Source organism: Kribbella sp. NBC_01510, assembly GCF_045040325.1.
Taxonomy (GTDB): Bacteria; Actinomycetota; Actinomycetes; order Propionibacteriales; family Kribbellaceae; genus Kribbella.
In genome coordinates, this window is sequence record NZ_CP109418.1 from 8,255,198 (window position 1) to 8,278,169 (window position 22,972).

General features: G+C 68.6%; 24 protein-coding genes. 11 read left to right on the top strand and 13 right to left on the bottom strand.

Annotation, left to right across the window (positions count from 1 at the left end):
- The first annotated feature begins 70 nt into the window (after positions 1–70).
- The 4 genes from OG558_RS40350 (at position 71) to OG558_RS40365 (ending at position 6,141) form a co-directional block, all read left to right on the top strand.
- Positions 71–820 carry an ABC transporter ATP-binding protein gene (locus OG558_RS40350; RefSeq protein WP_405067741.1) on the top strand — a complete coding sequence of 250 codons (750 nt, stop codon included), beginning with the start codon at positions 71–73 and terminating at the stop codon, positions 818–820.
- The gene (locus OG558_RS40355) at positions 817–3,474 is read left to right on the top strand and encodes an ABC transporter permease (protein WP_405067742.1); all 2,658 of its coding nucleotides are present in this window, start codon (positions 817–819) and stop codon (positions 3,472–3,474) included. Before OG558_RS40350 ends, OG558_RS40355 begins: the two co-directional genes overlap by 4 nt.
- 46 nt (positions 3,475–3,520) lie before the next feature.
- Positions 3,521–4,240, top strand: a complete 720-nt coding sequence (locus OG558_RS40360) for a hypothetical protein (RefSeq protein WP_405067744.1) — start codon at positions 3,521–3,523, stop codon at positions 4,238–4,240.
- 122 nt (positions 4,241–4,362) lie between these two features.
- Positions 4,363–6,141: a glycerophosphodiester phosphodiesterase family protein gene (locus OG558_RS40365; protein ID WP_405067745.1), complete on the top strand. Its 1,779-nt coding sequence runs from the start codon at positions 4,363–4,365 to the stop codon at positions 6,139–6,141.
- 211 nt (positions 6,142–6,352) lie between these two features.
- Here OG558_RS40365 and OG558_RS40370 read toward each other — a convergent pair whose 3' ends face one another.
- Positions 6,353–7,567, bottom strand: a complete 1,215-nt coding sequence (locus tag OG558_RS40370; protein WP_405067747.1) for an IS4 family transposase — start codon at positions 7,565–7,567, stop codon at positions 6,353–6,355.
- A gap of 45 nt (positions 7,568–7,612) precedes the next feature.
- On the bottom strand, positions 7,613–8,662 hold the full coding sequence (locus OG558_RS40375) for a glutamate--cysteine ligase (protein WP_405067748.1): 1,050 nt from the start codon (positions 8,660–8,662) through the stop codon (positions 7,613–7,615).
- A 48-nt stretch (positions 8,663–8,710) separates the two neighbouring features.
- Here OG558_RS40375 and OG558_RS40380 point away from each other — a divergent pair, with 48 nt between their 5' ends.
- The gene (locus OG558_RS40380; protein ID WP_405067749.1) at positions 8,711–9,448 is read left to right on the top strand and encodes a HipA family kinase; all 738 of its coding nucleotides are present in this window, start codon (positions 8,711–8,713) and stop codon (positions 9,446–9,448) included.
- A gap of 76 nt (positions 9,449–9,524) precedes the next feature.
- Positions 9,525–9,911 carry a DUF3037 domain-containing protein gene (locus OG558_RS40385; RefSeq protein ID WP_405067750.1) on the top strand — a complete coding sequence of 129 codons (387 nt, stop codon included), beginning with the start codon at positions 9,525–9,527 and terminating at the stop codon, positions 9,909–9,911.
- Here OG558_RS40385 and pgm read toward each other — a convergent pair.
- Positions 9,908–11,530, bottom strand: coding sequence for a phosphoglucomutase (alpha-D-glucose-1,6-bisphosphate-dependent) (gene pgm, locus OG558_RS40390; protein WP_405067751.1), 1,623 nt, complete (start codon positions 11,528–11,530; stop codon positions 9,908–9,910). The two genes, OG558_RS40385 and pgm, sit on opposite strands and share 4 nt — an antisense overlap.
- A 53-nt stretch (positions 11,531–11,583) precedes the next feature.
- Positions 11,584–13,059: a fused MFS/spermidine synthase gene (locus OG558_RS40395; RefSeq protein ID WP_405067752.1), complete on the bottom strand. Its 1,476-nt coding sequence runs from the start codon at positions 13,057–13,059 to the stop codon at positions 11,584–11,586.
- Positions 13,060–13,090: 31 nt separating this feature from the next.
- On the opposite strand from OG558_RS40395, the gene OG558_RS40400 reads away from it, so the two are divergent.
- Positions 13,091–13,756, top strand: a complete 666-nt coding sequence (locus OG558_RS40400) for a maleylpyruvate isomerase N-terminal domain-containing protein (protein ID WP_405072281.1) — start codon at positions 13,091–13,093, stop codon at positions 13,754–13,756.
- A 5-nt stretch (positions 13,757–13,761) separates the two neighbouring features.
- On the opposite strand, the gene OG558_RS40405 is transcribed toward OG558_RS40400, so the two are convergent.
- The 4 genes from OG558_RS40405 to OG558_RS40420 are packed head-to-tail and all read right to left on the bottom strand — an operon-like array spanning position 13,762 to position 16,597.
- Positions 13,762–14,118 (bottom strand): MmcQ/YjbR family DNA-binding protein, encoded by a 357-nt coding sequence (locus OG558_RS40405; protein ID WP_405067753.1) that lies wholly within the window; start codon positions 14,116–14,118, stop codon positions 13,762–13,764.
- Between the two features lie 4 nt (positions 14,119–14,122).
- Positions 14,123–14,788: a response regulator gene (locus tag OG558_RS40410; protein ID WP_405067754.1), complete on the bottom strand. Its 666-nt coding sequence runs from the start codon at positions 14,786–14,788 to the stop codon at positions 14,123–14,125.
- Positions 14,763–15,980 (bottom strand): sensor histidine kinase, encoded by a 1,218-nt coding sequence (locus tag OG558_RS40415; protein ID WP_405067755.1) that lies wholly within the window; start codon positions 15,978–15,980, stop codon positions 14,763–14,765. The genes OG558_RS40410 and OG558_RS40415 overlap by 26 nt, the downstream gene beginning before the upstream one ends.
- A gap of 14 nt (positions 15,981–15,994) precedes the next feature.
- On the bottom strand, positions 15,995–16,597 hold the full coding sequence (locus OG558_RS40420) for a hypothetical protein (RefSeq protein ID WP_405067756.1): 603 nt from the start codon (positions 16,595–16,597) through the stop codon (positions 15,995–15,997).
- 249 nt (positions 16,598–16,846) lie between these two features.
- On the opposite strand from OG558_RS40420, the gene OG558_RS40425 reads away from it, so the two are divergent.
- Positions 16,847–17,404: a hypothetical protein gene (locus OG558_RS40425; protein WP_405067757.1), complete on the top strand. Its 558-nt coding sequence runs from the start codon at positions 16,847–16,849 to the stop codon at positions 17,402–17,404.
- 103 nt (positions 17,405–17,507) lie between these two features.
- On the opposite strand, the gene OG558_RS40430 is transcribed toward OG558_RS40425, so the two are convergent.
- Together OG558_RS40430 and OG558_RS40435 are read right to left on the bottom strand one after the other, a co-directional pair.
- A complete protein-coding gene (locus OG558_RS40430) occupies positions 17,508–18,011 on the bottom strand; it encodes a hypothetical protein (RefSeq protein ID WP_405067759.1) in 504 nt (167 codons plus the stop codon).
- A 184-nt stretch (positions 18,012–18,195) separates the two neighbouring features.
- Positions 18,196–18,747: a YceI family protein gene (locus OG558_RS40435; protein WP_405067760.1), complete on the bottom strand. Its 552-nt coding sequence runs from the start codon at positions 18,745–18,747 to the stop codon at positions 18,196–18,198.
- A 215-nt stretch (positions 18,748–18,962) separates the two neighbouring features.
- On the opposite strand from OG558_RS40435, the gene OG558_RS40440 reads away from it, so the two are divergent.
- Together OG558_RS40440 and OG558_RS40445 are read left to right on the top strand one after the other, a co-directional pair.
- Positions 18,963–19,451, top strand: coding sequence for an FBP domain-containing protein (locus OG558_RS40440; RefSeq protein ID WP_405067761.1), 489 nt, complete (start codon positions 18,963–18,965; stop codon positions 19,449–19,451).
- Between the two features lie 79 nt (positions 19,452–19,530).
- Positions 19,531–19,788 (top strand): hypothetical protein, encoded by a 258-nt coding sequence (locus OG558_RS40445; RefSeq protein WP_329479186.1) that lies wholly within the window; start codon positions 19,531–19,533, stop codon positions 19,786–19,788.
- Between the two features lie 12 nt (positions 19,789–19,800).
- Here the strand turns inward: OG558_RS40445 and OG558_RS40450 are convergent, their stop codons facing one another.
- Together OG558_RS40450 and OG558_RS40455 are read right to left on the bottom strand one after the other, a co-directional pair.
- Entirely contained in the window at positions 19,801–20,580 is a 780-nt protein-coding gene (locus tag OG558_RS40450) for an MBL fold metallo-hydrolase (protein WP_405067762.1), read from the bottom strand.
- Entirely contained in the window at positions 20,577–21,368 is a 792-nt protein-coding gene (locus tag OG558_RS40455; RefSeq protein ID WP_405067763.1) for an alpha/beta hydrolase, read from the bottom strand. The genes OG558_RS40450 and OG558_RS40455 overlap by 4 nt, the downstream gene beginning before the upstream one ends.
- 136 nt (positions 21,369–21,504) lie before the next feature.
- On the opposite strand from OG558_RS40455, the gene OG558_RS40460 reads away from it, so the two are divergent.
- Positions 21,505–22,446 (top strand): helix-turn-helix domain-containing protein, encoded by a 942-nt coding sequence (locus OG558_RS40460; RefSeq protein WP_405067764.1) that lies wholly within the window; start codon positions 21,505–21,507, stop codon positions 22,444–22,446.
- On the opposite strand, the gene OG558_RS40465 is transcribed toward OG558_RS40460, so the two are convergent.
- The gene (locus OG558_RS40465) at positions 22,443–22,958 is read right to left on the bottom strand and encodes an orotate phosphoribosyltransferase (protein WP_405067766.1); all 516 of its coding nucleotides are present in this window, start codon (positions 22,956–22,958) and stop codon (positions 22,443–22,445) included. The two genes, OG558_RS40460 and OG558_RS40465, sit on opposite strands and share 4 nt — an antisense overlap.
- Positions 22,959–22,972: the final 14 nt, after the last annotated feature.

The window sequence follows — 22,972 nt, forward strand, 5'->3', positions numbered from 1 at the left end:
GCAGACTCGGTGGAAGTTGTAGATCGGCCGTCTGGGGTGGCCGCTGATCAGCCAGGGAGGGCGATCGGCAATGGAGGGGACAGTTACCGATGTCACCGAGGTCGTGGACGCGACGGACCTCGTACGAGTTTATGGCGAAGGAGATACCGCGGTTCACGCGCTGCGCGGCGTCGGTGTGCAGATCGAGCCCGGTCAGCTCACGGCGGTGATGGGACCGTCTGGTTCGGGCAAATCGACGCTGATGCACATCCTGGCCGGGCTGGATCGGCCGACATCAGGCTCGGTCAAGATCGACGGCATCGAGATCACCACCCTCGGTGACGACGCCCTGACCAAGCTGCGCCGTCAGCACATCGGCTTCATCTTCCAGTTCTTCAACCTGCTGCCGATGCTCACCGCCCGGGACAACATCCTGCTGCCGCTGACGATCGCCGGCACGAAGCCGGACCAGGAGTTCTTCGACGGTCTGGTCGCACGGGTCGGCCTCGCCGACCGCCTCGAGCACCGGCCGGCCGAACTGTCCGGCGGCCAGCAACAGCGGGTCGCGATCGCACGGGCCTTGGTGTCGCGGCCGACCGTGGTGTTCGCCGACGAGCCGACCGGAAACCTCGACTCCCGGACCAGCGGTGAGATCCTCACGCTGATGCGGTCGTCGGTCGACGAGTACGGCCAGACCACCGTGATGGTGACGCACGACGCCAAAGCGGCCGCGATGGCCGACCGGGTGCTCTACCTGGCCGACGGGGAGATCGTGAAGGAGACCGGCCGGTCCAACCAGCACGAGATCCTGCAGATCATCGACACGCTGGACCTGCAGTGATCAAGTTCGCGTTGCAGGGTCTGCTGGCCCGCAAGCTGCGTACGGCGCTCACCGCGATCGGCGTCGTTCTCGGGGTCGCGCTGATCTCGGGCACCTACGTGCTGACGGACTCGATCACGTCCGCGTTCGACTCGATCTTCACCGAGAACTACAAGAACACCGACGCCGCGATCACCGGGAAGTCCGCGCTCGACGCGACCCAGGACGGGACGGCGACGGCACCGTCGTTCTCGGCGGACCTGCTGCAGAAGGTCCGCGACCTGCCCCAGGTCGGCGCGGCCGGCGGTGCGGTCGGCGGCGAGGCACAGCTGATCGGCAAGGACGGCAAGGCGATCGTCTTCGGCGGCGCGCCGAACCTCGGCTTCAGCGTCGATCCCGCGCTGCCGCAGTTCAACTCGCTGACCCTGGTGTCGGGATCCTGGCCGGCGCCGGGCGAAGTGGTGATCGACACGCAAGCCGCGCAGAAGAAGGGTTTCGCGGCCGGTGACACGATCGGCGTGCAGGCGCGTGGCCCGGCCCAGCGGATGCGGATCTCCGGACTGGTCGAGTTCGGCGCGGTGTCGTCGATCGGCGGCGCCACGCTGGCCGGCTTCGACCTGGGCACGGCGCAGCAGTTGTTCGGCAAGCCCGGCAAGCTCGACCAGATCCTGATCGCCGCCAAGTCCGGAACCAGCCCGCAACAGCTTGTCGACGCGGTCCGGCCCATCCTGCCCCCGGCGACCCAGGTCCGCACCGCCGACGACCAGGCGGCCGAGGATGCCGCCGGGACGACGAGCTTCCTCAACTTCCTGCAGACGTTCCTGCTGGTGTTCGGCGCCATCGCCCTGTTCGTCGGCTCGTTCGTGATCGCGAACTCGCTGTCGATCACGATTGCCCAGCGCACCCGCGAGTTCGCCACCCTCCGCACCCTCGGCGCCTCCCGCCGGCAGATCCTCGGCACGGTGGTCCTGGAGGCACTCGTCACCGGTTTCGTCGCGGCCGTCGCCGGGCTCTTCCTCGGGCTGGCGATCGCGACCGGGCTGTTCAAGCTCTTCGACGCGATCGGCTTCACGCTGCCGAACAACGGGCTGGTCTTCGAGACCCGGACGATCATCGTCGCCCTGGTGGTCGGTGTCGTGGTCACTGTCCTCGCGAGCCTGCGCCCGGCGTGGCGGGCGACCCGGGTGCCACCGATCGCAGCGGTCCGCGAAGGCGCGACCCTCGCGCCCGGGAGGCTTCATCGCTACCGCCCGGTGGCCGCCGTGCTGCTCGCCGTCGCCGGAGTCGCGCTGGTGGTGGTCGGCCTGTTCGCCAACGGATTGTCGACAAGCACCTTGTTGTGGCTCCTCGGCGCCGGAGTGCTGCTGCTGTTCCTCGGGATCGCCGCCTTCTCCGCGCGACTCGTGCGGCCGCTGGCGGCCGTGTCGGATCCGATCGCGCGCTGGTCGGTCGTCGTACTGACGGTCCTGATCTGGCCGTTCATTCTGGTTCCGCTCTGGGCGATACGCCGTCTCTTCGGCCGGCACACAGAGTTCCCCCGCGTACTCCCGGACGGCCCGGCGGTGACCATCGGTGGGCAGAACAGCCGGCGGGATCCGCACCGCACCGCGTCGACCGCGGCAGCACTGATGATCGGGCTGGCGCTGGTCACCCTGGTCGCCACCCTCGGCGCCGGGATCATCAAGCCATTCGAGGACGCGGTCGACCGGATCTCCAGCTCGGACTACGCGATCACCGCGCAGAACAACTTCAGCCCGTTGCCGCCGGCCGTGGCAACCACGGTGGCCCAGGTCCCGTCGGTGGGTGAGGTGACCAGTGTCCGCGGCGGACAGGCCAAGGCGTTCGACAAGACGATCCCGATCACCGCCATCGACCAGACCGCGTCCCAGCTGCTCAGGTTCGACTGGCGAGCCGGCTCACAGGCATCGCTGTCCGAGCTGGACCCGGACGGCGCGATCGTCGATGCCGACTACGCCGACGAGCACGGGCTCACCCTTGGCTCGGCCATCACGCTGCAGGCGGCGACCGGCAAGACGCTGCCGTTCAAGGTGCGCGGGATCTTCAAGCCGCCGGCGGGCGGGTCGCCGTTCGGGAACGTGACGATCGCGACGACCACCTTCGACACCATGACCTCGCAACCCCAGAACATCTACACCTTCCTGAACATGCAGGGTGGGGTCACCCCGGAGAACACCGCCACGCTGAACGCCGCCCTGAGTGGGTTCCCGAACGCCAAGGCAGTGACCATCGAGGAGTTCAAGAAAGCTCAGACCGACAGCATCAGGAGCTTGCTGAACGTGCTCTACGTGTTGCTGGCGCTGTCGGTGCTGGTCAGCCTGTTCGGCATCGTCAACACTCTGGTGCTGACCGTGTTCGAGCGGACCCGCGAACTCGGCATGCTGCGTGCGATCGGGCTGACCCGTGGCCAGGTGAAGCGGATGATCCGGCAAGAGAGCGTGATTACGGCGCTGATCGGCGCGGTGATCGGAATCATCCTCGGCCTGCTGCTCGCCTCGCTGCTGGCCGCGCGATTGGAGGAGATCTCGTTCACCGTGCCGGTCGGCCAGTTGGTGATCTTCGCCGTCGTCTCGGTGGTGGTCGGGATCTTCGCCGCCATCTGGCCAGCTCGCCGCGCAGCCAAGCTGAATCCCTTGGAGGCCCTGCAGTATGAGTAGTTGTACGGGCCTCGGCTAACCCTCGGCGGTGTTAGCTTCGCTCGCTGTGAAGCGAATCGCCGCCCTGGTAGTCGTCCTTGTCCTCACCGGTTGTTCGACCGTCGAGTCGAAAGACATCCGGACCAGCGGGATCACCGCCACCCTCGTTGTCACGCTGCCCGAAGGAACTGACGCCGCCGACGTGAGTGCGTCGTTACGGGTCGGCACGCTCACCTTCGTCGAGCTCGGTGACGGCGAGCAGATCACCGCGTCGGGCGGCGGCAAGGACGTCGGACTGCGGCATCGCCGGGCCGCGGGGGTGACCGACTGCAGCAACCGCCTCGACGGTGTGGTTGCGCCGGGCACCGAAATCACGGTCGAACTCGAACGGGGTAAGGACAACGACTCGGCACCCCGGTCGACGGTGCGACTGCCCGAGCGGGTCCGCCTCGTCGCCCCCGTGGCCGGCACGACCTCCTCGCGCCGCCGCGACCTCGTCGTACGGTTCGAGAGCGAGCCGTCGCAGTTGCCGTCGATCCTCACCTGGACCGGCCAGTGCATCCGGCCCGGCAGCCTGGAGCTGGAGCCGGGCCGGACCTCGGCCACGATCGCCCGTGGCTCGATCAAGGCCGCGGCGACCACACCGACTCCGGGAGCGGCGGCGCCTGCGTGCCAGATCGACCTCACGCTCACTCGCCGTAGCGAAGGGACGCTGGACAAGGCGTTCAAGGACGGGAGCGTCACGGCCGAGAGCCAGTCCGTCCAGCGGATCAACTCCGTTCCGTAGCGGTCCGGCGACACGCGGCGGTCACCGGCCGGCCTTTTCTCGGCTACCTTCACGAGGGCACAGGTATTCCTGCGGCAGCCAGCCTCAGGGACGTCCGCCCATACCTCCGGAAGGAACCCCTCATGCGCCGCCTTCCCCGCGCGCTGCTTCCGTTCGCCCTCGTCGCCGCAGTGGTACTGCCCGCGGCCCCGGCTGCCGCCACCCGCGGCGACTTCGACATCCAGGCCCATCGTGGCGGCCTTGGGCTCACCGTGGAGAGCACGATCGCGTCCTTCTCGCACGGCCTCGAGCTCGGCGTCAGCACGCTGGAGCTCGACGTTCAGATCACCCAGGACGGGTACGCCGTGGTCACCCACGACCGCAAGGTCACGGGCAGCAAGTGCCGCGACACCGCGCCGTACACGCCGAACGACCCGGAGTACCCGTACGTCGGGAAGTTCATCAACACGCTGACCCTCAAGCAGGTCAAGCAGCTCGACTGCGGATCGCTACCGCAGGCGGGCTTCCCCGGCCAGCAGCCCGACCCGGGCGCCCGGATGCCGGAGCTGCGCGACATCTTCGCGCTCGTGCACCGCTACCACGCGTACGACGTGAAGCTGAACGTCGAGACCAAGGTGGAAGCCGGTGCGCCGTCGGAGACCGCGCCGCGGGAGCAGTTCGTCCAGGTGGTCGCGCGGGAGATCCGGAAGGCCCGCATCGCCCGCCAGGTGACGATCCAGAGCTTCGACTGGGGCTCATTGATGCGGATGCACCAGGTCGCGCCGGAGCTGCCGCTGGTCGCGCTGGACAACTTCGACTTCCTGCAGGTCGGCAAGCCGGGCAAGTCGCCGTGGCTCGGTGGCATCGACATCGACGACTTCGGTGGCGACCCGATCAAGGCGGTCACCTCGTTCGGCGCGTCCGCGATCTCCCCGGTGGACGGCTTTCCGCAGGGCGGGAAGATCACCGATCCCGCGTTCCGGCCGTACTTCACCAAGGACCTGGTGAAGTCGGCGCACAAGGCCGGCCTGAAGGTCATCCCCTGGACGGTCGACGACCCGGCGACGATCCAGTGGTTCATCGACCAAGGTGTCGACGGCATCATCAGCGACTACCCGGACCGGGTGCGCGACGTCGTCCGCGCGAACGGGTTCCGGCTGCCGCGTGCGTACGACGCTCCCGCCGTACGGGCGCTGCCGTCGGCCCACGCGCACAACGACTACGACCACCGCCGGCCACTGCAGGACGCACTGGACCGTGGGTTCAACAGCGTCGAGGCGGACGTGTGGCTGGTGGACGGTGAGCTGCGGGTCGCGCATGACCTGGACGACGCCGTAGCGGGCCGGACTCTGGAGAGCCTGTACCTGAAGCCGCTGGCCGACCGGGTTCGGGAGAACCACGGGCAGGTGTACCAGCACGGTCGCGACTTCCAGTTGCTGATCGACATCAAGAGCGACGGGCCGTCGACGTACGCCGCTGTCGATCAGGCACTGCGGAAGTACCGCGGGATCAGCACGGTCTTCATGAACGGGCGGGTGCTCGAGGGCGCGGTGACGTCGGTGATCAGCGGCAACCGGCCGCTCGACGTACTGAAGGCGCAGAAGGTCCGCTACGCCGGGTACGACGGCCGCCTCGGCGATCTGCAGTCGGGGATGCCGGCGTCGCTGATGCCGCTGGTGAGTGACAACTGGACGAACGTCTTCACCTGGAACGGCGTCGGCCCGATGCCGGAGGTCGAGAAGACCAAGCTGCACGACATTGTGGTGACAGCGCACCACGCCGGCTACCGGGTGCGCTTCTGGGAGACCCCGGACACGCCGGGCGCTGCCCGCGAAGCGCTGTGGGGCGAGCTGTCCGCGGCTGGTGTCGACTACATCAACACCGACGACCTGCACGGGCTAGAGGACTTCTTGCGGGGTTAAGGCCAATACCGTTCAGTTAAGGGCTCTGACTTGGTAGGTGGGCGGTTGCTGGGGCTGGGGCCAGGCGCGGTGGTCGGCGCGTTTGACGTGCCACTTGGGCATCTTGCGTTTGATGACGTGTGGCGCGGCGCGGCTGCGCCGGGCGGGGTTGAGTCGACCGAGGAGGCGCCGGAGGAACTCCGGCCAGCCGGGACTGTCGCGGCCGTGCTGGTCAGGGGGAAAAGGCGCCCGGGTGGGCGATGGTTTGCCGGGTGATCCGCAGCGCGGCGACGAAGCTGACCCGGTCCGGGTCGTGGCCGGAGTGGGTGGCGGCCTGGCCCATGAGGCAGCGGATCGCGTAGTGGCAGCACAGGTGTCCCCAGATCTCTTGGAGGACCAGGTCGGGCGACTTCGATCGCAGCACCGTGCGGGGTCCGCGTTGGTGGGTCTTGAGCTCGTCGAAGGTCAGCTCGATCTCCCACCGTTGGGTATAGGCCGCGGCGAGGTCGACCGCGGCGGCCTCGGCCGGGTCCAGCAAGGTGGTGAACAGCCGGTAGCTGGTGGGGTTCTCGCGTCCGTCGTCGATGGTGTAGTCGATGACCCGGACCGGCATCGGCTCCTCGCGACGGGCCGCCGCGGGGGTGGACCGGCGCAAAGTGGCCAGCCAGGAGCCATCCTCGAGGTCGCGCACGTGAGCCGGTTTGGGGCCGGCCTTGTCTGTCCGGACTCGCCACAACAGGTCCGCGCCGGTCCCGATCGCCTTGCGCCACAAGGCGTAGGAGAAGAACCCCCGGTCGGCCAGGAGCACCATCCCGGGTTCCAGCCGGTCCAACAGCGAGCCGGTCAACGTGGCCTCGGACTGGGTGCAGGCCCCGACCTGCGCGGCGAACACCGCGTGGGTGCCGCACTCGGCCAACGCCACGACCCGGGCCTGCGGGAACGCCGCCTGCTCTCCCTTATTCACCCCCGGACGCCCGAAGTACCCCGCGTTCACCGCCGTGTCGGCGACATCGAGGCAGGTCCCATCGACCGCGACCAGACGGCGCCCGGCCAACCACACCCCCGGGGTCGCCTCGTCACCGATCGGCCGGGCCACCCGCTCGAACAACGCAGCCAACGGCTCCGACCCCAGCCGGGCACGGGCCTGAAAGATCGCCGACTTGCTCGGCGGCACATACGACTCCTGCCAACCCGAGGCCCACGAAAGCCCATCGGTCAACTGCGACAGCACATCCTGATACGACCCCTCGGAAAACAGCGCCATCCCGATCGAGAAGTACGCCACCACCCGTGCCGGCAACGCCCGATGACGCCGCTCGGTCCGCCCCACCCCAGCGATCACCTCGTCAACCAGCGCCGGCGGGAACACCCGCGTCAACACCCCCACCGACACCAAGTCCGACAACCGACGATCCGACTCCGGCTTCTTCCAACCCGCCCGCGGCATGCACCCAAACTACACCACTGTCATCTTAACTGAACGGTATTGGGGTTAAGGCGTGACTTCCGTGAGGGCCAGGACATCCTTGCCCTCACGGAAAGCCTTGCGTTGCTTGACCGCGCCGTTGCCGTCGACCAGTGCGCGCTGGATGCCGTCGTTCACCAGGTCCACCGCGTCGAGCTCCTGAAGCGCAGGCTCCACGTGCCGTCGCAGTCGCTCGACGACCTGGGCCATGGGCAGTGGCTCGCCGCCGCGCACATCCAACCCGCCACCGGTGAGTCCATCGCGCGCCGCCAGCCAGTAGGCGGCCCGCAGTACCTCCGGCTCGAGCTTCGGGCCCCGGCCGCCGTCGTCCAGCGCAGTCATCACCAGCGCACGGATCAGCGTGGCCAGCAGCACCGTCTCGTCAATGGTGAGTGGGACGTCGCTGACCCGGACCTCGACTGTCGGCAGATGCGTGGACGGCCGGATATCCCAATAGACCATCCGTTCGTCGATGAACGTGCCTGCCGCCAGGTGCATCGCCACCAGCGCGTCATAGTGCTCGACCGACTCCAGGTACGGCGGTGGGCCGGCACATGGCCAGCGTGTCGTCATCAACCAGCGCCAACTCGCGAAGCCGGTGTCCTGTTGCAGATAGATCGGTGAGTTCGCGGTGAGTGCGAGGAGTGCCGGCAGCCACGGCCGCAGGTGGTTGCTGACCCTGGTGGCTCCGTCCCGGTCAGGGACGTCGACATGCACATGACAACCACAGACACTCTGCTCGCGCGCCAGCAGCCCCCACTTGTCGGCCAGCTCCTGGTAGCGGGGCTTCTTCGTGATCGGCTGAGCCGCCTCCCCGTGCGGAAGTACCCCGATCGCCAGCAGCCGAGCGCCCTCCTCGGCGGCGGCCTTGGCGAGCTTGGAGCGCATCTCTGTCAGGTGCACACGGAGCTCGGTCGACGTGTCACAGACCGGAGTGTTGATCTCGACCATGGCTCGCGTCAGCTCGAGCTCGACGTCCTCCAGGTCCGCCACGACCGCTTTGCTGCGTGGGAGCGGATCACCGGTGGCGGACACCAGCAACAGCTCTTCCTCGACTCCGAACGAAGGATGCCTCACCCTCGGCCGGTACCCGAGACCAAACCGGCGGCGGCTAGGCTCTGCGGCGTGAGTCTGCCGATCGTCACCGCGACCCGCTACGTGCTGCCGTTGCGCGAGGGCGGTTCGCTCCCTGGTGTTGTCGAAGGCAACGATCTCGGCACCTACGTGATCAAGTTCCACGGCGCCGGGCAGGGCCCGAAGGCGCTGGTCGCCGAAGTGATCGTCGGCGAACTGTTCCGCCGCCTCGGCCTGCGCGTCCCGGAGCTGAAACTGATCCAGCTCGACCCCGCGATCGGCAAGTCCGAGCCGGACTTCGAGATCCAGGAACTGCTGATCCGCAGCGCCGGCCTGAACCTGGCCGTCGACTTCCTGCCGGGCTCCTTCGGGTACGACGGTTCGGCCGGCAACCCAGGCGACGAGGGGATGGCCCGGATCCTCTGGCTGGACGCGTTCGTCGCCAACGTCGACCGGTCCTGGCGGAACACCAACATGCTGGTCTGGCACAAGAACCTCTGGCTGATCGACCACGGAGCCGCGTTGTACTTCCACCACTCCTGGATGTCCGCGGAGAAGTTCGCCGGCCTCCCGTACGACGCCTCGGACCACGTGTTCTCCATCGCGGCACCCGGCGTACCGGCGGTGGATGCGGAGCTGGCGGCCGCGATCACACCGGCGTTGCTGACCGAGGTGATCGGGCTCGTGCCGGACGAATGGATCGACGACGGGGACCGGGAGCGGTATCTCGGCCATCTGACCGCCCGCCTGGATGACCGGTCGGCCTGGCTGCCAGGAGGTGCCCGGTGACCGAGCGGAGCGAGGGCACCAAAACAACACAGCGCGTTCGTGCCTCATCGGCGCCCGGAGCGAAGCGAGGACGTCGATGAGCTCTGATCTGGTGCCTTTCGACTATGTGATTCTGCGGGCGGCGCCGCGGATCCAGCGCGGTGAGTTCGTCAACGTCGGTGCGGTGCTCTACTGCCGCGCTATGGACTTCCTGGGCGCGGCCTGGGACGTGGAGCCGTCGCGATTGAAGGCTCTGGACCCTGCGGTCGACGTGGACGTGGTGTGCGCGTCACTGGAGCAGATCCGCGCGATCTGCGCCGGTGACCCGGACGGTGGGCCTGCCGCGGCCACCCGGATCGGTGAGCGCTTCCGCTGGCTCGCCGCGCCCCGCAGTACCGTCGTACACCCCGGACCGATCCACAGCGGGCTCACCAACGACCCCGCCGCGGACCTGGACCGGCTGCTCGACGCCTTCGTGCGCTAAGCGAGGGCTGCCGACACCACCTCGCGGGCCTGCTCGAAGACCTGCTCCAGGTGGTCGGCGCCCTTGAAGGACTCGCCGTAGATCTTGTAGAGGTCCTCGGTGCCGGACGGGCGCGCCGCGAACCAGGCCGACTCGGTGGTGACCTTCAGCCCACCGATCGGCGCCCCGTTGCCCGGTGCACTCGTCAGCCGGTCCACGATCGGCTCACCGGCCAGCTCGGTCGCTGTGACCGCGTCCGCGGACAAGGCCGCCAGTTTGGCCTTCTCCTCACGCGTGGCGGGTGCGTCCACCCGCGAGTACGCCGATGCACCGAACCGCTCGACCAGCTTCGCGTGGGCCTGTGACGGCGTCTCACCGGTCACCGCGGTGATCTCACTCGCCAGCAACGCCAGCAGGATCCCGTCCTTGTCCGTGGTCCACACCGTGCCGTCGAAGCGCAGGAAACTCGCTCCGGCCGACTCCTCACCCCCGAAGCCGACCGAGCCGTCGATCAGCCCGGGTACGAACCACTTGAAGCCGACCGGGACCTCCCACAGTCGTCGGCCCAGGTCCGCGACCACGCGGTCGATCAGTGACGACGACACCAGCGTCTTGCCGACCGCCACGTCCGGACCCCACTGGCGGTTGGCGAACAGGTAGGAGATGGCGACGGCCAGGTAGTGGTTCGGGTTCATCAGGCCGGCGTCCGGGGTGACGATGCCGTGCCGATCCGCGTCCGCGTCGTTCCCGGTGGCCACGTCGTACTTGTCTCGCTGAGCGACGAGCGAGGCCATCGCGTACGGCGAGGAGCAGTCCATCCGGATCTTGCCGTCGTGGTCCAGCGTCATGAAGGACCAGGTCGGGTCGATTCTCGGGTTCACGACCGTCAGGTCGAGCTGGTGCCGCTCGGCGATCGCGGCCCAGTAGTCCACACTCGCCCCACCGAGCGGGTCCGCGCCGATGTGCACGCCGGCGGTGCGGATCGCGTCCAGGTTGAGCACGGAGGGCAGGTCGTCGACGTAGTGGCCGACGAAGTCGTACTCCCCCGCGTGCTGACGGGCCTGCTCGAACGGCTTGCGCCGTACCTCCCGGTTGCCGCCGGCGATCAGCGCGTTGGCCCGGGCCGCGATCCAGCCGGTCGCGTCCGAGTCCGCCGGGCCGCCATGCGGCGGGTTGTACTTGATGCCGCCGTCGCGGGGCGGGTTGTGCGACGGCGTGATGACGATGCCGTCCGCACCGGCGCCGGCACCGCGGTTGAGCCGCAGGATCGCGTGTGACACGGCAGGGGTCGGCGTGAGCCGGTCCGCGCTGTCGACCAGGGTCTGCACGTCGTTGCCCGCGAGTACTTCGAGCACCGTGCGCCAGGCCGGCTCAGAGAGGCCATGGCTGTCCCGGCCGACCAGGAGCGGACCAGTGGTCCCTTCACCGGCCCGGTACTCGCAGATGGCCTGGGTGATGGCCAGGATGTGTGCCTCGTTGAAGGCACCGTCCAGGCTCGAGCCGCGGTGTCCCGACGTACCGAAGACGACCTTCTGGGCTGGGTTCTGCACGTCCGGGGTGATGTCGTCGTACGCCTTGAGCAACGCGGCGATGTCGACGAGGTCCTCGGGCTGAGCGGGCTGGCCTGCGCGTGGGTCCATGACCTCATGCAACAAGCCCCGGCGTCAGATCACAACTCCCCGGGAGCCGTGTCTCAGCTCGCGTAGGGCGTGAGGAGTTGATCGACGGGGGCGTAGTCATCGGTGAGCACCGGTGCGTCGCCGACGAAATCGGTCAGTTGGTCCCGCACCTCCATGTCCGGTCCGACGCCTGCCTCGATCGCGCGGACGTCGATCGGCCGGTCGGAGCCCACCAGAACGAAGTTGCCGCCGGTCCGCCCGGCGAACTCGTCTGTCGTGGCGATCACGGCCACATAGGCGAACTCCGCCTGCAGTGTCTTGACCTCGGAGTTGGCGAACAGGGCCTTCCCGTGATCGATCACATTGACCAGGTAGACGCCGTCGGGCCGCAGCACCCGCTTGACGTCCGCGACCAGCTCGCGCGTGGTCAGATGCCAAGGGACGGACAGTCCGCTGAAGGCGTCCATGATGACGAGGTCCTTGCTGTCCGTCGCCTCGTCCCGGACTCCGAGTCGGCCGTCCCGGACAGTGACCGAGAGATCCGGTCCGGTCCGCACTCCGAGCTCTTTCTTGTCCAGCTCGACCACTGCCCCGTCGATCTCGTACACCTGGTTCTTGCTGTCCGGACGGGTCGCGGTCAGGTACCGCGGCATGGTCAGCCCGCCACCGCCCACGTGCAGCGCGTCCAGCGGTTGTTTGGCCGGCCAGCTGCCGTTGATCGCGGCAGCGAAGTTCTTGATGTAGTCGAACTCCAGATAGGTCGGATCGTTCAGGTCGACGTACGAGTGCCTGAGCTGGTCGAGGTACAGCGTCCGTCCGCCCTCACGATTGGGGTCCGCAACGACCCGGGCGCAGTGGTACGCCGTCTCGACCTCACAGGGTCGTGGTGCGACCAGAGTCAGCGTGGCACCGACCAGTGCGAGCGCCACCGGCTTCACAGCTGCTCGAGCACCTCGCAGTACGACGGTCAACGCGGCTCCGGCGACGACCAGCAGCCCACCGAGGCTGAGCACGATCGTGCTGATCGGGGTCTTCGCCACGAACACGAACCCGGTCAGCACCGTGCCCACGATCCCACCGACAGTCGCATAGGCGGACAGCCGGCCGACCACGGTGCCGGTCTGGGCCAGACTCGCCAGCCGCAGCTTCGTCACCATCGGCGTTACGGCCGCGAGCAGTGCGGCCGGTGCGAACAGAGTCACCGCGAGAACCAGGAACACATAGTTGCTGGCGTCTTCCCGGAGCGCCTCACCGGTCCAGCGGACGACGGGGAGGATCAGCATCACCAGCGCGCCGGCGAAGAGGATCAGCGGACCCAGAGTCCGGCTCGGCGAAACCATGTCCGCGAACCGTCCGCCGAGGGCGGCTCCGGTCGCGATGGCGGCAAGCGCGACTCCGATGACCGCTGTGTTCGTCTCCAGCGTCAGCCCGATGTACGGCGCCACCAGCCGCAGCGAGACGAGCTCCAGCACCATCACGGCGGCCGAACTGCCGAACGCCAGCGTGATGGCCAACCTCTGCCCGACCGGTCCAGCTTCACCCTTGCCCACCGCGTCACCCTACCGGTCCAATGAAAGCGTGATGGACGCGAAAACCAGCGCGGAGCTGTACCACGCGAGCCGGGAACGAGTGACGGCCGCGGTCCGCGGCCTCGCCGCCGCCGATCTCGATCGGCAGGTACCCGCTTGCCCGCAGTGGAGTGTGCACAACCTCGTCTCCCACCTGGTGGGCGTCTCGGCGGACTTCGTGGCGGGCAACCTCGCCGGTGCGCCACGACCGCCCTGGACGGCGGTCCAAGTGGAATTCCGGCGCAATCTGCCGATCGACGCCGTCCTGGACGAATGGGCCACTGCGGGGCCCGCGCTCGAACGGCTGGTGGTCAGCGGTACGACGTCTCATCCGCTCGTCTGCAATCCGTACGTCGACGCGAGCGCGCACGAGGCGGACCTGCATGGTGCGATCGGGAGTGGGCGTCCGCCGGCCGAGGTCTGGAGTGCCACCCTTGACTGGATGCTGGACTCCCCGGGACCGCTGACGGTCATCACCCCGGACGGCACGTACTCGGCCGGCTCCGGCGGTCCGCCAGCTGTCGTGCGGACGTCGTCGTACGAGCTGTTCCGGGCGATCTTCGGGCGCCGCAGTGCGGCCCAGATCCGGGCGTGGGACTGGGAGCGACCCGACTACGCGGCAGGCTGGAGTCTGGAGCTGCCTCGCCTGCCACAGACGTCGGTCCCGCTGAACGACTGACCTGACTAGGTCTCGTCCAGACGGGCGATCAGGGTCTTGGGGGCGATCTGCCGGTACGCGCCCTCGACCAGGTCCTCGAAGTGGTCCCAGTCGACCTCGACGTCCAGGTAGACGCCGAGCCAGCCGCGATGACCGACGTACGGCGGCCGGAAGAAGTGCTCGGGATCATCCGCGACCAGCGACTCCTGGACGCCGGGCGGCGCGGCCATCCAGACCGCGACCCGGTCGTCATGGTGCTGATCGGCGTACATCACGAACACCTTCTTGTCGCGCACGAACCAGGTCGGCTCGCCGTGACTCGGCCGCTCGGTCGCCTCGGGCATCCCCAGGCACAGGCCGCGCACGCGTTCCAGAACGTCCATCGCTCTAGTGTCGCGGACCCGGGACGACGACGCCCGCTTCGTAGGCGTAGACCACTGCCTGGGCCCGATCGCGCAGATCGAGTTTGGTCAGGATGTTGCTGACGTGCGTCTTCACCGTCTGCTCCGCCAGCACGAGCTCGGCCGCGATCTGCCGGTTCGACAGTCCCCTCGCGACCAGCCGCAGTACGTCGGTCTCGCGCGGTGTGAGGTGGACCGGCGTGATCGGTACGACGGGTTGTGCCCGGGCGAAATCCTCGACCAGCCGGCGCGTGACCGAGGGCGCCAGCAGCGCATCGCCGGCGGCGACGATCCGGACCGCCGCCGCCAGCTCGTCGGGGGTCGAGTGCTTCAGCAGGAAGCCGCTCGCGCCGGCCCGGAGTGCGGCGTACACGTAGTCGTCGAGGTCGAAGGTCGTGAGCATGACGACGCGCGGCGAGTCCCCGGACGCTGCGGTCGCGAGGATCCGGCGGGTCGCGGCGAGGCCGTCCATGACCGGCATCCGCACGTCCATCAGGATCACGTCCGGATGCAGTTCGGCCGCCAGTTCAACCGCTTCGGCGCCGTCGCCGGCCTGTCCGACGACCTCGAGATCGGCCTGCGCGTTCAGCAACGCGCTGAACCCGGCCCGCACCATCTCCTGGTCGTCAACCACCAGCACTCTGATCGCCACTCGCCACCTCCGTCCCGACCGGTATCGACACCGTCACCAGATAACCGCCTTCGGGGGTCGGACCGGCGTGCATCGTCCCCTCCACGAGCGCAACCCGCTCGCGCATCCCCACCAACCCGTGCCCACTCCCCTGACCGGCCGGCACCGCTTCGCGCGGCAGCCCGTTGGTCACCTTGACCTCGAGGGCATCGCCGACCCGCTGAACATCCACTCGGACAACAGATCCCGGCGCGTGCCGGACAGCGTTGCTCAGCGCCTCCTGCACGACCCGGTACGCCGTCAACTCGACCGCAGGATCGAGTCCGGTCGGAACCTCTGCTTCCAACCGCACATCCGCTCCGGCCCGCCGCGTACTCGCGACCAGCTCCGCCACTTGATCCAGCCCCGGCTGCGGTCCCAACTCCCCCAGCGGCGGTTGCTCCACCGGCTCCCGCAACAGCCGCAACACCTGTCGCATCTCCGTCAGCGATGCCCGCGCCGCATCGGCGATCTCGGCGAACTCCGCGCGTACGTCGTCCCGCACGTCAGGCAACCGATGCGGTGCGCTGTCCGCACGGACCACCACGACCGACAGGTGATGCGCGACGACGTCATGCAACTCGCGGGCGATCCTGGCCCGCTCCTGCAGCCGCGACCGCTCGGCTCGCTCGGTCCGGCTGATGTTCTCCTGCTCGGCCAGCTGCCGGTTCGTCTCCGATCGCGAGTGGATCAGATCGCCGACGACGACCGCGATCGCGGACATCACCGCCATGGCGACCAGGCCGGCCCAGCCGCCTCGCTCGGGTGCGAGGACCGTGGCCACCAGGCCGACGACCTGTGTGGCGGCCCACCAGCCCACCAGCTCACGGCGTCCGAGTCCGCGCGCGCCGACGATCGCCAGGACGAACGACTGCCCGAACGCCGCGGTGGTCCCCCACGGCCACGGCTCGTCCGTGCTGACCGGTGTCGTCACCGCCGCCGTGATCGCCGTGGTCGCAAGCGATACGACCAGCGCCGCCCGTGGCCGCAGCCAGGCGAGACCCAAGCTGAGCGCTCGCGCCATCGCCAGCGCCAGTACGGCGCCGAGCGACACGCTGTAGTGCTGACTCAGATCCATGACGGTCAGCACCAGCAACGCCGCGACGCCGAGCCCGGCGACCCACGCCCACCGCCCACGCGGCCACCGGTTCCGCATCCCCAGCTCACCTGTCACGGTTGGACCCTAGTTCACAGCTGCTGCAGCCAAGACCAGAAGAACAGCAGTCCTCCGGCCGTCAGAGCGATAGTTGCCGGGAGCACCCACCGTCGGGTCGTCGTCTCGTCGAGCCCCCGAACCAGCGCCGCCTGCAGCCACGCGATCCCGCGCAGCGCGAGCAGGAACACCACGATCGCCGGCAGCGATACCGCCGCGTGCACCGCCCAGGCCCCCGCCTTCGTCGGCCCGCCCCACGTCCCGGGCCCGAACGGCCCGTCCTCCACGAACCCGTAGAACGGCCCGCGCACCACCGCCGTCACCGCGAGCATCAGCAGAAACCAGCTCATCAGCCCCAGCACCGAACTGAGCAGCCCGTACCCGAACACCCGTCCCACTCCAACCGGCGACGCTCCAGCCGCCGACTCCTGGCTCAGCAGCCGGCCCAACCTCCGCCAACGCCGAGCTGCTGTCTTCGCCTCGCCAAGCACCGCGTCGGCCATCGTCCGTACGCCGACCGGCACCAGCAATACGTCGTACGCGATCGACCTGGCCAGACGCCGTAGCCGGCGCGCACCCGGCTGCCCGGATAGCGGTCGATCCGGTGTGGTCCGGCCGGTGTGCAGCGTGTCCGTCATGATCTCTCCTCGGCTCTCAAGTCCTGAGATCGAGGCTAGGAATCAGCGGCGCCCGGCACATCCGGCCAGGGAGCCAGGTCGCGGGCAGTACCCCGGTAGGGGTCCATTGTGATCCAGGTCACAGTGACTACGATCCGAATTTTGACGTTACACGGTCAGTGCCGGATGGCGTGCACGGCTCCCAGTGCACAACGGGGGTGCCCGACGGCGCGAGCGGCGATGCCGCGTCCAACAGGAGGTTCGGACACCATGCGCAGTCGAAACCTGGCGGTGACCGCCACGCTGATCCCGGTTTTGATGCTCGCCGGCTGCGGCACCGACACCGCGTCCGGCGCCGCCGCCTCGGCCCCCGGCGCCAAGAAGGCGTCCAAGCATGCCCTCACCGACGAGGTGGCCGGGCAGACGGACCTGGCCGGCGCGGATGACCCGGTCGTCCGCGCGTACTACGACTACCGGGTCGCGCTGGATCAGATGATGCGCAGCGGCGGCGGCAAGACCAAGCAGCTCGCGCCGGTGATGACGGCGAGGGTGTTCCAGGCGATCAGCGTCCAAGCGAAGTACTACCGCACCAAGAGGCTCCACAACACCGGCATCACCACAGTCCTGTGGGCCAAACGCACCCTGGCGTCGAACGGCGTCATCGTCAGCGCGTGCTACGACACCACCGCAGCCCGAACCGTCGACGCGAAGGGCCGCGCGGTCCTGCCTGCCTCCACGCCGACGCGCTGGCTGGACCAGATGCGCGTCCAGCCACTGCAGGGCCGGTGGGTCGTCGACGGCGGCACGACCACCCCCAACGCCTGCTGACTCCCGCGGGCCGCACATCGTCTCCGGATCGCTGCCAGCCGGCACACCTCGCGACCGGAGCCCCGCAGCGCAGAGAGTTCAGCTCTCCGCACTGCTGCGTCCGTCAGCGGTGGCGGACCATCTGCTGCAGCAGTCCCTCGACCGCACCACGCAACTCGGCGTCGTGCTCAGGACCCGACCACACGACCACGCAGCCCTTGTCACCGAGCCTGCTCGCGATCAGTTCGCGGGCCGGCGTCGGATCGCCTTGATTGAGTACGACGACCAGCCGCCGGCCGTCCCGCTCCAAGCGATCCAGCAGCGGCGGCAACGTCGACCCCCGGAACACTCCGGGATCGCCCTTCACCTTGGTCTCGACCATCACCCCGCGCCCGCGCACGACCAGCAGGAAGTCAGCGCGGTCCCGGGTGAACTCACGATCGTGGTAGATCCGCGCCTTCGGCCACAGCCGCTGCAGCGCCGCGTCCACGTCGGCGTCGTACCGGGCCGCCAGCCGGCTGACCCGCGAACTCGTACCCCGCGGCCGGAACAGCTCCGGCGTACGCCGACCGTCGCGGCGGCGCCCGAACAACGGACGCAACCAACGCCTCAGTCTCGTGTCGATCATCGGCGGACCCCTCGACCTAGCCGGCACTCACCCCGAGTCTGCCCAGGTCACTCCCCCGGAATCCCAACCACACCCGATCGTGATCGCACCGCCACAAACCCGGCGTACCACTGACGGCTGGGCTTGCTGGTGGACGAAAAGATCCCGCGGCCGCCGGCGGGCGGGCGCGGGATCTGTCGCCGGTTCAGCCGTTCTTGATCGCGGAGACCTCGATCTCCAGGGTGACCTTCTCGCTGACCAGGACGCCGCCGCCCTCGAGCGCCGCGTTCCAGCTGACGCCGAAGTCCTTGCGGTTGATCACCACGGAGCCCTCGAGGCCGACGCGCTCGTTGCCGAACGGGTCGGTCGCCGTGCCGGTGTACTCGAACGCGATCTCGACCGGCTTCGTGACACCACGGATGGACAGGTCCCCGGACACCACGAACTCCGCGTCACCGGTCTGCTTGATGCCGGTGGACGCGAACGTGATCTCGGGCTGGTTGTCCATGTCCAGGAAGTCGTTGCTGCGCAGGTGGTCGTCGCGCTGGCTGTTCCGCGTGTTGATGCTCTTGGCCTGGATCGTCACCTTCCCGGACGACTTCTCCGGGGTCTCCCCGTCGATGTGGATCGAGCCCTCGAACTCGTCGAACGACCCCCGCACCTTCGTCACCATCGCGTGCCGGGCGACGAAGCCGACCCGGCTGTGCGCCGTGTCGATCGTGTAGTCACCGGACAGGGCGGCGTACTCGTTGGACATACCGGAATCCTCCAGGGAGAGTAGTTGAAGTTTTCACCGTCCAGCTTTCACCTATCGCGCCCAGATGTCTACCCCGGGTAGGGCGTGTCCGGGCCGCGGACCCGGACCGCGGGCCGCGCCGGGAGCCGACCGTTGCCTGCAGCAACGGGTTATTCGGTTGCGGGCGTACGACGGTACCGGGTCTCATAGGTGGTCGAAAGATCGGAGGGACCGTCGTGGAACCGCTCAGCGCCGACGAGATCAGGCGCTCGTTCGTCAACTCGTCCAAGAGCCAGATCAAGGCGATGACGCTGCCGCCCCGGTTCACCGAACTCCCCTGGGAGTCGCTGGACTACCTCGGCTGGCGCGACCCGAAGGCGCCCAACCGCGGTTATCTGGTGGTCCGGCGCGAGGCCGGCGTGACCGGCATCGCGGTGAACACCCAGGCCTCGGGTGCGCCGCGGCGCGGCGCCGGGCTGTGCGACCTGTGCAACACCGCACACCACCTCACCGACGTCGCCCTGTTCGCCGCCCGCCGGGCCGGCACGGCCGGCCGCGCGGGCAACACGGTGGGTACGTACATCTGCGCGGACCTGGCCTGTTCGCTGTACGTCCGCGGCCTGCGCGAACTCGACGTACCACAAGGCGAAACCGCCGACCCCGAGGTGCGGGCCGAGCGGCTCGCGACACGCCTTGAAGGTTTCGTAAATCGCGTGCTCGCTTAGCGCGCCTGACCGGCGCCGGGACACTACTCTGGTGTCGAGTAAAACCGGCCCGCGGGGGCGAACGAGAGAGCGAGTCGCGATGACCGAGTTCAGAATCACGCACGAGATCCACAAGGTTCACCCGGACATCCGCGAGATGCTCACCGCGACCACGATCGAGGCGATCAACGAGACCAGTGCCCGGTCGGCCGAGGACGCCGCTCGCGTGCTGCGCCACAAACTCGCCGAGATCGGCGTCGACATGAGCGAAGAAGCCTGCCTCTCCGCCATCGAACGCATCCGCTCCGGCAAGCAACTCCGCTTCGAGATCGAACGCGAAACCGACGACAACGAGTGACGCCGCAGGTCCCTAGACCTGCAGGGTTCCTGGCGTCCCGATCTCCAGCCAGGTGAGGTCCGCCTTCGCCGACGAGAACGCCGACTCGATGCCGGCGCGGCCTTGCCGGAAGTGACTCCAGCCCTCGTAGTGGACCGGGACGATCGTGCGCGGCCGCAGCAGCGAACACAGCTCCACGCCGTCGCGACCGGTCATCGTGTACCGAACCGGCCCGCTGATGCCGAACTGCACGGCGCCGAGGTGCAGCAGCACAGTGCCGACCTCACATCGGCCGCCGACCTGCCGGATTCCGTCGTACAGCACAGAGTCCCCGGAGATCCACAGCGCGCCGTGTTCCTGCCCCGGCCAGCGCAAGGCGAAGCCGATCACGTCGCCGGTGATCCGGCGGCTGAGCGGCGGCCCGTGCCGGCACGGCGTCGCGGTGATCTCGAGCGGTGGTCGGCCAGGCTGCCGCAGCGTGTGAACCGACCACGGCACCAGACCGATCGTCGCGCCGCCGAGCCGCGAAGCACCAGCCGCGGTGGTGACCACGGCGCCCGCCCTGGGCAGGAGAGCCCGGCCGGTGTCGTCCAGATTGTCGGCGTGGTGGTCGTGCGTCAGCAGTACGGCGTCGATCGGCGGCAGCTCGTCGACCGCGATCGCCGGCCCGGTCAGTTTGCGTGAGCCCGAACCCCAGCCGAAGCTGTAGTGCCGCCCCGGCGGGTCGAAGGTCGGGTCGGTGAGCAGCCGCCACCCGTCGACCTCGATCAACGTCGTCGGGCCGCCGATGTGGGTGATGCGCGCCTGGCTCACGAATGCTTCACTGCCCAGTCCAGCACCTCGTCCGCGATCTTCTCCCACCCAGCCTGGGCCGGCAGCAGATGCGCGTACCCGTCGTACTCGCGGATCTCGGTGATGGTCTGCGACTTGTAATGCTTGGCGTTGGAGCGCTGGATCTCCGGCGGCATGATGTGGTCCTCGGAGCCGGACACGAACAGCAGCGGCGCGCGCGCGTCGTTGTGGTAGTCGACCCAGGTGTCCTGGTGACCGGGCTGGAAGTTCGACAGCACGCTCCCCCACAGGATCCCGCCGTTCGCGGGGATCGCGTAGCGCTCGTACAGCGCCCGCGCCTCCTCCTCGCCGAACGTGTTCGTGAACGCGTACTTCCACTCGTCGTACGACAGCGGGATCGCCTTGTGCCGGTTCGCCGGGCTCCTCAGCACCGGGAACGTCGACTTCACCTGCGAGAACGGCACCACCCGGACGCCCTCGGTGGGCGCCGAGTTCAGCGCCACCCCGGCGGCTCCGAAGCCGTGGTCGAGCAGGATCTGCGTGAACGCCCCGCCGGCCGAGTGCCCGATGATGATCGGCGGCGTGTCCAGTTCGCGGATCACTGACTCCAGGTGCTCGATGATCGCCGGCACGGTCACTTTCAGAATCGGGTCCGGGTCCGCGTTGAGTGATTCCACCTCGACCTCGAACCCCGGGTAGCCCGGTGCCAGCACCCGGAACCCGCGCGCTTCGTAGTGGGTGATCCAGTGCTCCCAGCTCCGCGGCGTCACCCAGAATCCATGCACCAGTACGACGGTGTCAGCAGGCATGATCGCGTCCCTTCCGTCGGGGATGTTGGCCGAAACCGTAGCTGTCCGTACGGCGCGCTCCGTAGGATGTGCCTGCACGGATCTGGGCTGTGTCTGCACAGTTCGCCCACCAGACTCCAGGGTCTAGGGGGTGGGCATGGCCGTGTTGCTCGACACCGCCGGGCTACCGCGGCGGGACCGGCCCGAAGCGTTCTACGCCGCGATGATGTCGGCGAGTGTGCCGGCCCGTGTCGAGCACGAGGATCCACACGGCGACGTGCACGCCAGGATGGACTTCTGGCAACTCGGCACGCCGGACCTGTTCCGCAACGAGGGATCCGGGATGCGCCTGGTCCGGACGCCGAAGCATGTCCGGATCGGAGGCCCGGAGCGCCTGGCCCTCGCCGTGCAGGTGATCGGGTCTGGCGTCTTCAGCCAGGGTGACGTCGATCAGCGCGTCCGCACCGGCGACCTGATGCTGGTCGATCTGACCGCGCCGTACGACTTCGCCTGGAGTGGGCATGGTGCGTCGCAGGCCTTCCAGATCGACTACGCCGACCTCGGGCTGAGCGTCGAATCGGTCCGCGCGGCCGCTCAACGCTTGCCCAGCAGCCCGCTCTACGACCTCGTGCTGCACCATCTCACGGTGCTGCCGAGCATCATCGAGTCGTTGCACGGAACACCGTCGGCCGACCTGGTCGGCACGGCCACCACGCAACTCGTCCGCGCCCTGCTGACCTCGGCCACGGCTCGCGACACCCAGCCGCCGGCGATGAGCGACGTACTGTTCGCTCGCATCACCTGGTACGCGCGCCGCCATCTCGCCGATCCAGGGCTCAGCCCCACCCGCATCGCGGCGGAGCACAACATCTCGCTCCGCTACCTCTACAAGCTGTTCGCCGAGCACCACCTCAGCCTCGAGCAGTGGCTGATCAGCGAGCGTCTCAAGGGCGCCGCTCGCCAGCTCGCCGAACCGGCGAGCAGGCGCCGCCCCATCGCCTCGATCGCTGCCGGCTGGGGGTTCCTCGATGCCGCGCACTTCACCCGCCGGTTCCGCCAGGCGTACGGCATGACGCCGCAGGAGTGGCGCCGGCGCTAGCCGAGGTGTTCTGGGGTGAGCAGCGCGGTCAGCGTCAGGCCCGCTTCAGTCAGCGGGGCCGGGGTGGTCGAGTTGCGGTTGATGACGCACAGGGCATCGGTGATGTGAGCGCCCAGAGCGCGGAGGTCGTTGGCGGAGAGCGCGATCTGGCCGCCGGTAGTGACGACGTCCTCGATGATCGTGACCCGCCGGCCCGCGGTCTCGGCGCCCTCGGCCAGGCGGCGCGTCCCGTAGGGCTTGGCCTGCTTGCGGACGAACGCGCACGGCAACCCGGTGTGCCGGCCGAGCGCGGTCACGACCGGGATCCCGCCCATCTCCAACCCCGCCAGCACCTCGGTGTCAGCCGGCACCAGCCGCACCATCGCCTCGGCCACGGCATCCAGCAACACCGGATCCGCCTCGAACCGGTACTTGTCGAAGTACTCGCTGGTCGTCTGCCCCGACCGCAACACGAACTCCCCGGTCAGATGAGCAGTCGCATAGATCCGCCGTCCCAACTCCGCAAGCTCCACCCGAGCACCCTAAC